Annotated in this window: 12 protein-coding genes; 3 read left to right on the forward strand and 9 right to left on the reverse strand. The window is 40.9% G+C overall.

Annotation, left to right across the window (positions count from 1 at the left end):
* Positions 1-100: 100 nt before the first annotated feature.
* The 3 genes from glgX to ACM0OY_RS16025 form a co-directional block, all read right to left on the reverse strand.
* The gene (gene glgX / locus ACM0OY_RS16015; protein ID WP_414569833.1) at positions 101-2,227 is read right to left on the reverse strand and encodes a glycogen debranching protein GlgX; all 2,127 of its coding nucleotides are present in this window, start codon (positions 2,225-2,227) and stop codon (positions 101-103) included.
* A 538-nt stretch (positions 2,228-2,765) separates the two neighbouring features.
* Positions 2,766-3,335 (reverse strand): single-stranded DNA-binding protein, encoded by a 570-nt coding sequence (locus tag ACM0OY_RS16020; RefSeq protein ID WP_414569834.1) that lies wholly within the window; start codon positions 3,333-3,335, stop codon positions 2,766-2,768.
* A 370-nt stretch (positions 3,336-3,705) separates the two neighbouring features.
* Complete coding sequence (locus ACM0OY_RS16025; protein WP_414569835.1) at positions 3,706-4,962, reverse strand: FAD-dependent oxidoreductase; 1,257 nt, start codon at positions 4,960-4,962, stop codon at positions 3,706-3,708.
* Between the two features lie 199 nt (positions 4,963-5,161).
* Between ACM0OY_RS16025 and ACM0OY_RS16030 the strand changes: the two genes are divergently transcribed.
* Both ACM0OY_RS16030 and ACM0OY_RS16035 read left to right on the forward strand, forming a co-directional pair.
* Complete coding sequence (locus ACM0OY_RS16030; protein WP_414569836.1) at positions 5,162-6,499, forward strand: ABC transporter ATP-binding protein; 1,338 nt, start codon at positions 5,162-5,164, stop codon at positions 6,497-6,499.
* 9 nt (positions 6,500-6,508) lie between these two features.
* Positions 6,509-6,787 carry a DUF2442 domain-containing protein gene (locus tag ACM0OY_RS16035; protein ID WP_414569837.1) on the forward strand — a complete coding sequence of 93 codons (279 nt, stop codon included), beginning with the start codon at positions 6,509-6,511 and terminating at the stop codon, positions 6,785-6,787.
* Positions 6,788-6,890: 103 nt separating this feature from the next.
* Here ACM0OY_RS16035 and ACM0OY_RS16040 read toward each other — a convergent pair whose 3' ends face one another.
* The 6 genes from ACM0OY_RS16040 to ACM0OY_RS16065 all read right to left on the reverse strand — a co-directional run bounded on the left by ACM0OY_RS16040 (position 6,891) and on the right by ACM0OY_RS16065 (position 14,282).
* Positions 6,891-7,166 (reverse strand): hypothetical protein, encoded by a 276-nt coding sequence (locus ACM0OY_RS16040; protein ID WP_414569838.1) that lies wholly within the window; start codon positions 7,164-7,166, stop codon positions 6,891-6,893.
* Between the two features lie 199 nt (positions 7,167-7,365).
* The gene (locus ACM0OY_RS16045) at positions 7,366-8,400 is read right to left on the reverse strand and encodes a chlorophyll a/b binding light-harvesting protein (protein ID WP_414569839.1); all 1,035 of its coding nucleotides are present in this window, start codon (positions 8,398-8,400) and stop codon (positions 7,366-7,368) included.
* A 605-nt stretch (positions 8,401-9,005) separates the two neighbouring features.
* Complete coding sequence (locus tag ACM0OY_RS16050; protein ID WP_414569840.1) at positions 9,006-9,758, reverse strand: alpha/beta fold hydrolase; 753 nt, start codon at positions 9,756-9,758, stop codon at positions 9,006-9,008.
* 178 nt (positions 9,759-9,936) lie between these two features.
* A complete protein-coding gene (fldA, locus tag ACM0OY_RS16055) occupies positions 9,937-10,449 on the reverse strand; it encodes a flavodoxin FldA (RefSeq protein ID WP_414569841.1) in 513 nt (170 codons plus the stop codon).
* Between the two features lie 1,223 nt (positions 10,450-11,672).
* On the reverse strand, positions 11,673-13,040 hold the full coding sequence (locus ACM0OY_RS16060) for a TonB-dependent receptor (RefSeq protein WP_414569842.1): 1,368 nt from the start codon (positions 13,038-13,040) through the stop codon (positions 11,673-11,675).
* A gap of 27 nt (positions 13,041-13,067) precedes the next feature.
* Complete coding sequence (locus tag ACM0OY_RS16065; protein WP_414569843.1) at positions 13,068-14,282, reverse strand: TonB-dependent receptor plug domain-containing protein; 1,215 nt, start codon at positions 14,280-14,282, stop codon at positions 13,068-13,070.
* A 231-nt stretch (positions 14,283-14,513) separates the two neighbouring features.
* Between ACM0OY_RS16065 and ACM0OY_RS16070 the strand changes: the two genes are divergently transcribed.
* Positions 14,514-15,428, forward strand: coding sequence for an MbnP family copper-binding protein (locus ACM0OY_RS16070; protein ID WP_414569844.1), 915 nt, complete (start codon positions 14,514-14,516; stop codon positions 15,426-15,428).
* Positions 15,429-15,433: the final 5 nt, after the last annotated feature.

Raw genomic sequence — 15,433 nt, forward strand, 5'->3', positions numbered from 1 at the left:
TTTTTTGTGACAAACCATCTGGGAATATACGGCTAACACACCTACAGCAAGCTGCTTTGCGTCTACGTTATTCCCTAAGGAATGTGTAAGTTTTATGTTACTAAATTACACGGCGTAAGACCATAAGCGATCGCTCTATAACTGGCACAGTTTGATAACTTGTAATAAACTTCCCTGGTCTGACAAAGCGAGGTTCGTCTGTGTTAATCACCATTTCCCATTTTCTATCGTTGAAAACATCGGGTAAGGTAAACTCAATCATCTCGTAGTGAGCGTTAAAAAATAGCAGAAAACTCTCATCAATAATACGTTCGCCACGGGAACCGGGAGTGACAATCCCCTCGCCATTTAAGAAGATTCCCATCACTTTGGCATAACTAATTAGCCATTGCTTTTCGGTCATCTCAGTACCATCGGCATTAAACCAACCGATATCGCTGATACCAAAACCGTGAATAGGCCGACCTTGAAACCACTTACGCCGTCTGAATACTGGATGCTGATGACGGAAATTAATCAGTTCGCGAGTAAAGTCTAATAGCTCTGCATTTGACTTTTGTAAGCCCCAGTCACGCCAGGAAATTTCATTGTCTTGGCAGTAGGCATTATTGTTGCCCTTCTGAGTACACCCAATTTCATCCCCTCCTAGCAACATGGGTATACCCTGAGACAGCATGAGAGTTGCTAAAAAGTTCCGTCGTTGGCGCTCCCGCAAGCGGATTACTTCTAAGTCATCAGTTTCCCCTTCTACGCCGCAATTCCAACATCTGTTATGGCTTTCTCCATCTCGGCTATCTTCTCCGTTAGCCTCGTTATGCTTTTGGTTGTAGCTGACCAAATCGTTGAGGGTAAAGCCATCGTGAGCAGTCACGAAATTAATACTTGCATTGGGATTGCGTCCATTTGTTTGATACAAGTCGGGGCTACCAGTAAAACAGTAAGCAAATTGTCCGAGACTATTATCTTCACCACGCCAAAAATCCCGTGCAGTATCACGATACCTGCCATTCCATTCAGACCAGCGTAAAGGAAAATTCCCTACTTGATAGCCTCCTTCTCCCAAATCCCAAGGTTCAGCAATTAGCTTGACATCTGCTAGTACTGGGTCTTGATGAATAATGTCAAAGAAAGCTGCTAGGCTATCTACCTCATATAGTTCTCGCGCCAATGCTGAAGCCAAATCAAAGCGGAAGCCATCAACATGCATTTCTATGACCCAGTAGCGCAGGCTATCCATGATTAATTTTAGAACCTGGGCATGACTCACATTCAGAGAATTACCGCAGCCTGTAAAGTCCATGTAGTAGCGGGGATCATCTTTGACCAAGCGGTAATACACAGCATTGTCAATGCCTCGCAACGAAAGTGTCGGGCCTAAATGATTGCCTTCACCAGTGTGGTTGTAGACTACATCTAAAATCACCTCAATTCCAGCAAAGTGCAAATCTTTGACCATCTGCTTGAACTCAGTTACTTGTTGCCCTTGAGTTCCACTGGCACTATAACCGGAGTAGGGTGTGAAATAATTGATGGAATCGTAACCCCAATAGTTTTTGAGTCCTTTATCTACCAAAAATCCTGGAGAAGATAAAAACTGATGTACAGGCATCAATTCCACAGCTGTGATTCCTAGTTGCTGGAGATATTGAATTGCCGCTGGATGTGCCAGCCCAGCATAAGTACCGCGTAATTCTTCTGGAATCTCTGGGTGTAACTTGGTAAAGCCTTTAACGTGAGTTTCATAAATAATGGTTTCGTGCCACGGTCTACGCAGCAATTCATCATTTCCCCAATCAAAGGATTCATCGATAACAATGCACTTGGGCATAATTTGGGCACTATCTGAATCGGAAAAAGCTAGGTCTTTTTCAGGAGCATCCAAAGAGTAGCCAAAGATAGCTGAAGTATCATTAATTTCACCATCAATTGCTTTGGCATAGGGGTCAATTAGTAGTTTATTAGGGTTAAAGCGATGACCTACTTCTGGTGCCCAAGCTCCATGTACTCTAAAGCCATAACGTTGACCTGGCCCTACTCCTGGTAGATAAGCGTGCCAAACGAAATTGTTTTTTTCTGTCAAAGATACCCGGATCTCATTATCATCGGCATCAAATAAACAAAGTTCTACACCTGTTGCATTCTCTGAAAATACAGCAAAGTTTGTGCCTTTTCCATCCCAAGTAGCACCTAAAGGATATACATTCCCTGGCCATACAGCTATATACATAAGTAAAGTACCAATAACTAGTTTTTGGTGTTAATTAACAAACCTTCAATGTATTTTAAGTTATTAGTTTAAATGTATTTATTTAAACATTAATACCAATAAAATTACTTAAAAAAAGTCCCCATATTATAAGGTTGAAAAATTGTCTCACAAGTTTATTTATTGAAGCCTTTAGAGTTAAAAAATTAACTCGCGACGGCAAACTGTTACATCCACCATAGTGAGGAAAATTAACTCACTCATTGTAGAGATTTACTTAAAACCTCCTTTGTGCATCTCTGTTATCAGTTTTTATATAGGAATCCGGTTTGATTTCTGAAAAAAATCCGTACACTTCTAATCCCCTTCTTCACTATTGCCTGTTCTCTGCCTCTACGAGTAATTTCAAAAATCAAATACTAGTCCTATATCAAGCTAAACGATATCTCACGACAAGAAACAAAGCGTTAATGCAGACAAAAAAAAGCACATCCAAAAGGATGGCTATTTGTAGAAATTGTCTAATCTTAATGTTATTTAGCAAATTGAACTGCCAACTTTAGAAGGGAATATCATCTGGATCTGGTTCTTCTTGTTTTACTGCTGGATAAGTGGTTCGCTCGTAATTTGCAGGTTGGGGTACGGGTTCATAACTTGTCGCTGGGGGAGTAACGCCAACCGGACTTGGAATTGGCGTGGGTGCTGGACGTTGCGACTCATAAGTGGGAATATTTGTCTCTACCGGACGAGATGGTGATGGTTGTCGCGGGGAAGTTTCAGTAAATGATGGAGTTACCGTTGACGAGAAGGATGTAGTATTAAAACTACTTGCAACAGATTGAATTTGTTGTACTGTTAATTCAGCGCGTTTTTCTTTAAAACCTTCTTGACGATCAACAGTATTCATACTTAAACGTCCTACCAAAATAACGCGATCGCCTTGGTGATAGTTTTGCTGAATTTCTGTTGCTAAGTTCCCCCAACCAACAACTTTTAGAGTTGCTGGCGGATCTTCTGGTTTCTGGGAATTGGGAAATTGTACTAACATTTCCGTGACTCCCAGATTATCTGCTGTGTAGCGCAGTTGTGGCTCGTTAATAATTTCTGCCATTAAAACGCAGCTGTTCATTAAAATTTCTCCTGACTTGAAAATAGGGAGTGGGGAATCGGTAGAGACGCGATTAATCGCGTTTGTACAAAGTGGGTAAGATGCATTTTGTTGAGTTTTGTGTGAGATTTACCCATAAATAACTGACTGCAAAAAGTCGCGATTAAAAAGAGGGGTTTTTCTATATAGTGCCAATTAATATCTAGATATGTTTGAAGAAGAACACAGAATTCTGACTTCCATTTTTAGCATAAAAGCCAAGCGATCGCTTTGAACGGCATTAAGTATGCTGTTCGCCACTTCCGCCTGACTGGGATGAGCATTGAATTCTGCATTTTAGTAGTATAATTGTACCACCCATTGCTAACATATCAAAAATTCTCAGCAAAAATTAAGTTTTCACGTGAACTGGGAAAACACCCAAGCCAATCAGCCTTCCTGGGAGGTCGCGCAAGACAGGTAAGCGCAAAAACGCAGGTGGTACAAAGGTGCGATTTGAGGTGAGAACGGGAGCAAATACCCGCTTTTGGACAAAAGTTTGAAATGCTTGAATGATGCGTGTGGGCAACTCCCGTTGACCCTGTACTTTTGCGAGGTCATTCAGTTGGACTTGTCGGTTCTTGAGTGGTTTGCTGAGTACATTCGCCGCCACTACAGCATCTTGAATTGCGTAGTTAATGCCAACTCCACCAACTGGAGACATCACATGGGCAGCATCACCGATGAGTAACAATCCTGGATGATACCAGCGTTTAACGCGACTGGACTCGACTGAGAGAAAGGCTACTTGTGACCAATCATGTAAATTTGCAATACGTTGCTGGAATTCCGGTACCACTTCAACAATAGATTTTTTTAATTCCTCCAAACCCGCAACCCGTAGTTTTTGATAGCCGCCTTTAGGAATAACATAGGCAACTTGCCACTCATCGCCACGGTCAAGCATAGCAATTATGTGGCCTTGACCAAAGCGCCCCATTCCGCCTTCAGGGTCTCCTGGCTGACGGGGTAAGCGGAACCAGAGAACATCCATTGGCGGCGAAGTTTCAATGGACTCAAACTCACCCAAGTTTCGTAAACGGGAGTGACGACCATCTGCACCAACCGTGAGGATTGCCCGGACTTCATGCCAGCCACCGCCTCCACGATAGCGGACACCTTGAATCACAGCATTTTCCGTAATTAATTCCTGGACATTCGCACCCATCACCAGATGGAAACTAGGATATTTTTTGGCTTCTTGGGTAATGAACTCTAGGAATTTCACCTGAGGAAGCATCGTAATGTAGGGGTAGCGGGTTTTTAAATGACTAAAATCAGCTAATGTGACAGAATCTTCAGGAGTTTGAATACTCAGACGGCGGATTTTGGTATGGGGGAGTTCTAACAAGCGATCGCTTAGTCCCAATTCTTCCATAATTTCCATCACCGATGGATGAATTGTATCGCCACGAAAATCGCGATCGAAGTCTTTATGTGTTTCTAATAGCATCACAGAAATGCCTTGACGCGCTAACAACAAGGCTAATACAGCCCCGGCTGGGCCTCCACCCACAATGCAGCAATCCGTAGTTTGTACGTCTACAATGTCATGAGCAGGGTTAACGTTTGGGTCTTGAGAAGAATTAGCGGGTATATGGGTAGTCATAACAACACCTCTTAACAGCCCTCAAACTCAGGGTAGTTTGCTTTTTATGGTGTAAGCTGTTTTTTTAACTTTTCGTATTTAGATAGAACGTGTATTATGGGCGCTAATTAGTCATTGGTCATTAGTCATTAGTCATTTGTAAATGCCCCATGCCCCATGCCCCATGCCCAATGCCCCATTCTTAATCAAATAATTAGCTGTGGCCGAAGTTGTTTTAGAAAACGTTTATAAAAGTTTTTCCCCGCGTCAGGGGGAAAGTGTGACTTCACAAGCTCAATCCCCACTCCAACCTGGGGAAAAAACTGATGCGGCGCGAGAACGTGCAGAAAGCGTCAATGTTTTGCGGCGGATTAACTTGACGATCGCAGATGGGGAATTTATGGTGCTGGTAGGCCCTTCTGGTTGTGGCAAAAGTACCTTGCTGCGGTTAATCGCCGGGTTAGAGGTAATGACTGGAGGTAATATTTGGGTAGGCGATCGGTTGATTAATGATTTACCACCCAAGGAACGCGACATCGCAATGGTGTTTCAAAATTACGCCCTCTATCCCCACATGACGGTGTATGACAACATTGCTTTTGGTCTACGACGCCGGCAATTAGGGAATGCGGAAAATCAGCATTCCCCACTCCCCACTCCCCACAGACGCGATGAATCGCGTCTCTACGCACTCCCCAGCTTTGCTGAAAATCTCCTCGTGGGGGCGACAAGAAAGTTACCTAAAGGATTGCGTTATGTTTCTGACAAAGAACGGGCAGTAGATGAACAGGTGCGTAGTGTTGCTCAACTGTTGCAAATTGAAACATTGCTGAATCGCTTACCTAAACAGCTATCTGGGGGACAAAGACAACGAGTTGCATTAGGAAGAGCGATCGCGCGTGACCCCCAAGTATTCTTAATGGATGAACCGCTTTCTAACTTAGATGCTAAATTGCGGGCGGAAACCCGCGCCCAAATTGTGAAATTGCAGCGTCAATTGGGGACAACTACGATTTACGTTACCCACGACCAAACCGAAGCGATGACGATGGGCGATCGTATTGCGATTATGTCTGAGGGTAAAATTCAGCAAGTTGCTTCTCCATTAGAACTTTACAATCGTCCTGCTAACCTTTTTGTTGCAGAGTTTATTGGTTCGCCACCGATGAATTTTATTCCTGTAGAATTTCATGCCCCGCAGTTGATTACTCATGCCCAGTTTCGTTTCACACTTCCAGAAGTTTGGGCAAATGCTTTACAAAAATATGATGGGAAAACTTTAATTTTAGGGATTCGTCCCGAACACTTAAACTTGAGTATGCCTGCTACTAAAAATCTACCAGTGCAAGTGGATTTGGTAGAGAATTTGGGTAACGATTCCTTTCTCGCTGTTAAGATTGCCGAACCGGGATCTAAACCTGCCACTACAGCCAATTATCTACAAGTGCGAATCCCACCAGACCGATTTGTACAAGTTGGCGAGCAACTTTGGTTATCGCTAACTCCAGAGAAAATTCACTTTTTCGACCCGGAAACTGAGTTGGCAATATTTCCTTAAAACTATCCTATGTTAAAAGATATTATTGCAGTGGAACGCAGAGAAAACTATCAAATATATATCCATTTTGAAGACGAGGTGGAAGGAATAGTTGATATAAGTAAGCTAACTAAATTTACGGGTGTTTTTGCACCTTTGCAAGATCCCAAATATTTTGCTCAGGTTGAACTAAACCATGAAGTAGGAACAATACAATGGCGATTGGGAGCCGACCTCGATCCAGATGTTCTCTATGCAGTGATTAGCAATCAGCCTATTCCTAACTATAAGTTAAGTCGTAGTGCCTGAGAGGAAAAAATTATTAGCGATGCCTACGGCGGCAAGCTACGCACCCCATCACACCTCAATTTCATAAGTGCGATCGCGCCCCTTCAATATATTGCTAAACTATTCAACAAAGCTTTCGCCGTCCCTTTTGGCAAGCATTACAGGCAGAAGTTTTTGGTTCAAAATCGATACAACCAATCGCTTGTTCAGAACAAGCTTTTACCGGGTGTACAGTACATTTGAGGCGGTAATTATTGGTGAAATAATCACAACTAGAACACGGAATTTGATGCAGTCTTTTTAAATGAATTATCCCTTTATTCAAAGTTAACCAAACACTCGAAACAAATAGAATTATAATTGTCCAAGTACAAAAGGCACACAAAATCATAGCTAACATTAGTTATCCTCATAAAAATTTCAAAAAAATGCCCGCAGTCTACTGGTTTCCACCGCAGGCATAGGAGTTTATTTAGCTAGGGTTGAGCGAAAGTTAATGGAAGAATTCAGAATGATTTGCCTAGTCAATCTGTCTCTCGAAGACACTACAGTTAGTTGGATTTTCTAAAGCACTACACAATCCAAAATCCAAAATTATTTCACGGCTCACTACCTATGGTATTTAAGGCCTTTTCAATTCGGCTAAAGTCAACGCCAATTGCTCGTAGTGCGTGCCACAAATGACCTTGCAGGAAGAAGAAAGCTAAGAAGAAATGGGCATTTGCTAACCATGCTCTGGCAGTATGACCACCGTTAGGTAACTTAATTGTGTCGGCAAAATAAGGACTAACTCCGAGTTTTACTTCTAAAGGAGACCCATAAAACTCTACGGGATAAGCTAAGGTATTCACTGCACAAAAATAAGCTGCAACAAATCCCGCTAAGGCAATACCACCTAAAGAATAAGAAAGAATCGCTTCGCCGGAGAAGATTAAAAGCTTTTTCGCCCAAGGTAAAGGTTCTATGAGGATGTGCCAAATACCACCGCCAATGAGTAATAAACCTACATATATATGACCGCCAACTAAATCTTCTAAGTTGTTAACGTTCACAAAGTGGGTTTGATAGCCATAGATAACGAAGGGGTTAAGAGTAGGTTCAGTGACAACTCGGACATCATGAATTGTGGAGTCGTATATTCCTCCCCAAAACATCGCTTTTCCTACCAAGAGTAAAGCACCTATTCCTAAGAAAATTAAGTGATGTCCTAAGATAATGCCAAGTTTTTTCGGGTCGTCCCATGTAAAATGAAATTTCCGAGCGTTACCACTGGCGTCTTTTAAGTTTTTTGGAGCTTTGAAGGTGTGGAAAAGTGCCCCTGCGCCAAGCACTGCTGAAGAAATTAAGTGCAAAGCGCCGATAACAAAATAGGTGTAGGTATCGATTACCTGACCACCTGCACCCACACCAAAACCCAAAGTGGCTAAGTGGGGTAGCAAAATTAGTCCCTGTTCCCCCATCGGGACATCAGGGTTGTAGCGAGAGATTTCAAACCATGTAAATGCCCCAGCCCAGAGTGTCGTCAGCGCTGCTTGTGCCACATGAGCGCCGATAAATAAGCCAGAAAGGTTGGCGAAGCGGGCGTTACCATTCCACCAATCAAATTCGACGTTGGGATTGCCGTATGTCTGCATTGTTAAGCTAGCTCGTAGTTGTTGCTAATAATACTCAATTATTTGGTTCTGATTTCAGAAGTGAAATCTCCTGTTAGTGGAGCAAACCACCTGCCATCAGCTTGGAGATGAAGCCTTTTAATCTGTTTGGAGAGCTTCTTCCAAGTCAATTGCATGTCATCAGGCATCAATCTTATTGAACTTATTCGCAATAATTGAGATTACAAATTTAGTTTATTGAAAATATTTTCTATTAGCTAATTCTCTTTACAAAACTTAATTATTAAAATAAAGAAAAAATTAAGCAGCACAAATAGGGCGTTAGTATTAATTACTAACGCCTGAACTACTAGCAAATATAAGTTTTTGCCATAGCAGTCCTAAATAATTTGTCAAAATATCTCTTCTTAACCTCTCTGCGTTCTCTGCGCCTCCGTGGTTCGTTAAAAAAGCATCTTTCACAACTGCGATAGGATTGCCATATAGCAGTTTTTTTTGAAAACTTACAGCATAATTATGAATTCAGAAGCTGAGCCGGAGACGTTTCTTTTGCTCCGCTCAGAATCTAGTATAAATTGGCGTTCAAATGACAGAGATGAATATCTTATCTAAATTCTTCTTAAAAACTAACTTTTGGAAGCGCTAAAAGATAGTGCAGATGCTTCTACTAAATGCAAATCGTGGCGTTCCCAAAAACTCAAAATTTGTTCACCAACCGCTTGGGGATAAAAGTAGTGAAAGAAATGATAGCCTTGTGGGCATTCCCAGAGTTTATCTTCTGGTTTTAACCAATTCATCCAGTCATGCAATGCAGGTGAGTTAACAATTGGATCTGTCTTAGAACCACATATCATCATTGGCATAGAAACTCCACCTTTAGGCAAATAAACTAACTTAAACAAAGAGTGTGGTGTGGGAGATTGTTCTAAATCTTTATCTAAGGCAGCTACTAACTTTTTAGCAGTTTGAGGTGGTTGATTTCCAAAAAGACTGCGAGCGCTGCTTGCCAAAATTTGTTCGCGGCTGATGCTAAAAAGTTGTCGTTGAAAGTAATAGTGAGCGTGCCAAGTGTTGGCGGGTTGAGATGCTACCGCCAGTAGAGCTAGCGATCGCACTTTTTGAGGATACCGCCGAGCAAAGCTTAAAGCTACCGTACCACCCATACCGTGTCCTGCTAAATGCACAGAGCGATCGCAGTATTCTAAAAATTCGTACAACAACTCTACAGCTTGGTCTATGGAACTACCTTCATCTTTACTTTGCTGGTATTCCCAATGGGCAATTCTCATATGCCTAGATAAATATCGAACTAATGGTTGGTCGAAACGCTGTAAAACAGAACTGGCACTTAACCACAAAACATCAAATGAATCAGACATAAATACCTATAATTTCTCAATTATCAATTTCACTGAGGGCGTAGAGTTGCAATACTCTTCGGTTAAGTATTTTGAACTCGGAATTTGGTTTGGGGAAAAGGGTAAAGGGTAAAGGTTTTTTCTTTCCCTTTTCCCCAAAACCCGACAAGTATTGCGTACAGTTGTACGCCCCTAATTTCTACAAACCAAATTCTGTCTTTAACTGAGCAACCCAAGTTTTAATTCGCTCTTCTGTTAAATCAGATTGGCTACCGTTATCAAGCGCCAAGCCAACAAACTTGCCATTTCTCAAAGCTTTAGATTCATTAAAGTCATATCCATCTGTTGACCAATAACCAACAGTTTTTCCACCTCGTTGAGAAATTTTTTCTTCCAAAATTCCGATGGCATCCTGAAAGTTATCTGCATAACCAAATTGGTCTCCATCACCAAAATAGGCAACCAACTTACCACTAAAATCGATTTCATCAAGATCGGGCAAAAAGCTATCCCAATCGCTTTGAAGTTGACCAATATCCCAAGTGGGAGAGCCAATAATCAGCAATTCATATTCATCAAAAGTAGAAGTATCCGCCTCGTATATTGGATGTAGTGTTACAACATCACCACCAAACTCATCTCGAATTTGTTCGGCAGCAGATTCAGTGTTACCGGTTTGAGTCCCGTAGAACAGACCTATTTTTTTCGACATGTTGACACCTGATATAAAGTTTTGCGAACACAATAATTTCCGCAGCGATCGCTAATGCCAATTTGAAACACGATGGCGACAGCTAGACTTATCGAAATCTTTAAGAGAAAAATTCTCAATCCTAAATCTCGAATCTAAACGTCGCCAACACCAAATCCCAAGGTTGCCAAACCAGGCATCCCTGCTTATACATTGCTGGTGCAAAGTCGTATTTGGCGATTAAAAGAAAGTCATTGCTCTGATTGCTCCTCACCTAGAAGACAATGAACCTAGCATGAGCAACATCAGTGCCTAAAAGTCTTCCTGAGAAGTTGCCCGCCAGGTAATCGACTTTAGTGTTTGAGCAGTCACGCTTGTCATGGTCTTATCTCCTGATAAAGTTTGCAACTAGCTGAAATATATAACCAGCTTAATGAATATCTATATCAATAAGCCCAAGGATATACTACCAGACTTATTGAAAAGTTTTTTCATTTACTAGCTGTAAATTTTTGTAAAGTATTTCAGCAAAGAGATTTTGGGCTTGATTTTGGAGGGAGTTTTATAATCATCTCCTTTTGCAAAATAAAACTACGGTAATTTTATTGACTTGCCGTAGTTTTATTTTAAGAGTAACTACCCGACTGTGCAAGAGCATAGTTGGAATACTACGAAATTCGGTCTGATGCCAAAAGATTGTTTGAAATTGGCATCTTATATCATGTCCGCTTGATTGCTTATTAAACCCGAAGAACCCCAAAGAGCCAAAGCTACGCTTTGTCTCCCCTCCCCGCCTGCGGGGAGGGGTTGGGGGTGGGGTGTAATGACTGTGGTTAGCATAACTAATTATGCGGACATGATATTACAATATCTTCACGCTATGAATTATGGTCTAGCGATGATAATAGCAGTTACTACTTAAAAATTTGGTCAGTTGAAGCAAGTCCAACAAGTAGTCCAGACACCACAACTGGAGAATTTGATTCTAGTAGGGAAGCTCTAATTTATTTTGATTGCAATTACGCCGAGAGAAGTTTACCAGAATGCCCTCGATGAGAATTTTGAACCGCTTTCAAAGCGTTTAGAAGGTTAGCGATAGTAATTTTTGGTTTAAATTCGTGGTGTTCAGATCCCCGACTTCTTCAAGAAGTCGGGGATCTAACTTTCCAGGAATGATTTAAGATTGCTATTACTCCTATTGCCGCGTAGTAATACTTAATTTTTTACCAAGACGTGCTCTTTCCTTACAAACTTCCCCTAATTTGTACTCCATAGGTCACTGGGTCACCAAATCCTACGGTTTGAATTGGGGGTGGAAACAAAAATCCAGACGTAATATAACGAGTATCAAACAAGTTATTGGCATATAAATAAATACCGTATTTCCCGCTTTCATAACCGATTCTGGCATTCACAACCGCGTAGGGGTCTTGCTTGATTTGGTTGTTATCGTCAAAATAAGTTATACCATAACCGCGTAATTCTGCGCGTGCAAATATACCTCCAGAACTGCGATATTGAACTGCTAAATTATAGGTAAATTGCGGTGCAAGGGGAACTCGATTATCGCTGAGGTTAATACCTGTGTCAATATTCAAGTAATTTTTATATCTACTATCTACATAACCAATTGAGGCAATTAAATCGAGTCCTTTTGTGGGTTTTGCGTTCAGTTCAAATTCAACTCCAGTTGCTTTGAGGTCAACATTATTAATCTGTCCAAAAAAACCGCTTTCATCAAATTGTAAAACTTGATAGTTATTTACATCGTTGTAAAAGACTGATAAGTTGGCAAGCAAACGATTGTCTAGCCAAGTAGATTTCAAACCTACTTCATAACTCCAGGTTTTTTCTTCTCCAAATCGAAGTTCTGCTGCACTGTTAGCGCGATAATTCAAACCACCTGGTCTGTAACCTTTAGCAATAGTCGCATAAGCCATTAAGTTGGGATTAAATTCATATTTCAATCCGAAGCGAGGAATAAGTTCATCGCTACTAACTTTTTCATCTTGAAATGCTGGACGCAGTGGAGTTAAGCTACCGTTGGCGTTTACTGACTCATAGGTGCTATCAGAATACGCTGTACTAGATTCGTAGCGCAAACCAGCAAATAATGTTAAGGGAGCGATCGCTTTATAATCTACTTGTCCAAATACTGCATAGGTTTGACGATTATCGTTTCCAGTACGTCGGAATGTCCCGAATCCAAAAAATTCGGTTTGAGCGTCATCAACAATAAAATCGCGGGACTCGTAATAAGCTCCTAATAACCATTGAAAACGGTCGGCGGTGTCTGGTGATTGCAAACGTAATTCCTGCGTCCACAGGGTTGAACTGATATTGTCAATCACCTGTATACCTGTATCTCCGGGAACAACATTGTCTTGAGTAGTGAACCGACGTGCGGTAATAGATGTTACGCGCAAAGCATCACTGTTATAGTTAATTTTTAAAGCTTGTGTATTTGTACTGAGATTATTAAACCCTTCTCGCTGTAAATTTACTTTGAATGGGTCAGGCGCATCTCTTCGGTTATAAGTAGGATTACCATCGTCTGTAAAACTATTGTAACTGTTGAAACTAATCTTCCAATCAGATGATGGTGTCCACAAAAGTTGCGCTCGCGCAGCAATTCGCGATCACTCCCCAATTGTATTACCCGTAGCGAGGTTTTCAATAAACCCGTCCTGTGATTTCTGAAATCCAGCAATCCACAATGCGAGTTTATCGTCAACCAAAGCATCGTTGAGAGAAAATTGCAACTCGCGGCTATTATATTTACCGTAACCAACGGCAAATTTCACTTCTGGTTCAGGAGTTGCTTCACGGGAGATAATATTTACTACCCCACCAGAACTACTGCGGCCGTAAAGTGTGCTTTGGGGGCCTCGCAATACTTCTACTCTTTCCAAATCTGTCAAAGCTAAGTCTAGAAAACCGTTGTAGTCAACCGGCACATCATCGATATAAAAGGCTACACTATCTTGAGCAGTAAGGAAATTTTGGTTATTCAAACCCCGGATACTGTAGTAGCTGAACTCTGTACCACCGGCAGATGTGGGATAAAAGTTAAAGTTAGGTGTTTGATTGGCGATGTCAATCAAGGAATCTACTTGAGAGTCTTCAAGTTCTTGGCGCGGAATTACCGTTAAACTCAAGGGTACATTTTGTGCATCTTCCGGTCGTTTTTGGGCGACAACGAGAAGTTCAATATCATCTTCAAGTGGAGACAGACTTAGGGTTAAACCATTGGTTGTGTTGACTACTTTTACATTTGGCGAACCAAAGCTTCCTGTCACCGTGACTCGGATGTTGTTTGATTCAAATTGAGTAACTGTAATTGCAGTAATTCCCTGTGCTGGGTTGTCAGCACGAAATTCTTTTGCTTCAGGTAAGGCTAAAACTGCATTTGCGATATCTGCAATATATATATCACCATCATTGAAGGTATCGGCGATTTGTAGTGTACCGTTTGGAGTTTCTAAAATGATTTCTAAACCATCGGATGTTGGCTTGAGTTTTACACTTGTGACTTTAATACTTTCGGGATTACTTGGTTGTGTTTGTTCTGACTGCACCAACAAATCCTTTGCTGTTGTGCTAGGAAGCTGAATATCACTTAATTGGTGGATATTGGCAGCTGGTGTTTGGGTATTCGCTTTAATTGCGTAGTTTACCGCCGCAGGTATGGCTTTCTTTGTATCACCAATAAAATTTAAAGTCGTATTATCCTTAATTATTTCTTCAGATAAATTGGAAGTGGTTTGTGCGAATACATTTGTGGATGCGATCGAGTATACTGTGCCAACAATACCAATACGTATACAAAGATATACCAAAGCGTTGAAATTCAACCTATTCTCTCCTACACACTTCAGAATCACATCTAATAGAAAAATTCTGAGTGCAACAATATAAATGATAATAATGTTGTACTCAGTGAATATAGGAATAATTCTTTACTTAAATTATTCAGTGTGTCAAAAGACAGCCTGTCATATTAACGTATTTTGACAGTATGTCTTTTGACTTGAAAATAAAAATGATAGACGATCGCAACAAAACCGCATCAAGTAAAAAATGTCATGACAAAGATAATGAAATCTGTTGCCATCTCCTTATCAACTATTGGTAGTCTATTACTGATTAATCAGTATTACTTACTACAGACAAATGCTGCTCAAACCCAAGATATCACAGTTAAATTTGCAGCTAAAGTCGGGAATCAACCTTTTCGCTGTGGCAGTAATTATCAGTTAGGGAAATCCCAAACAAGGGTTACACCATTGGATTTTCGTTTTTATATTTCTGATATTAGTCTTGTTGATAACAATAATAAAACTATTCCTCTCGTACTTACCCAAGATGGAAAATGGCAATATCAGAATGTCGCATTAATCGATTTTGAAGATAAAACTGGTGCTTGTGCGAATGGTACAGTGGAAACTCGTGATGTTGTTATCGGTCAAGTTCCCCAAGGCAAATATAAAGCCATTAAATTTACTTTAGGTGTACCTGAAAATCTCAACCACGAGGACTCGACTCTGGCACCTTCACCTTTAAATTTGACATCCCTGTGGTGGAATTGGCAATTTGGATATAAGTTTGCTCGGATTGATTTTGCACATTTAGAAAAAACTCAATCAACAGCTACACACTTATATAAAAATGGTGAAAAAGAAGCGGGTAATGCTTTTTTCATTCATTTAGGTAGCACAGGTTGTCAAGCCGAAACATCCAGCCAAAAGCCAACAACTACATGTAGATATCCCAACATTGCGAAAATTAATCTTGAGAATTTCGATCCCAGCAAAAACACGATTGTTATCGATATCGCTAAACTTTTAGAAAACACCAATTTAAACCGCAATCAGGCAAATACAGCCCCAGGATGTATGTCAGAAGCCAACGATAAAGATTGCACTGGAATTATGGCAGGCTTTGGTATTCCTTTTGGCGGTCAAACAACCGTAAAACAAAGTTTTTTCAGTATTAAATGAAACAA

Origin of the sequence: Nostoc sp. CCY 9925, from assembly GCF_963920935.1 — a bacterium.
Taxonomy (GTDB): domain Bacteria; phylum Cyanobacteriota; class Cyanobacteriia; order Cyanobacteriales; family Nostocaceae; genus Nostoc.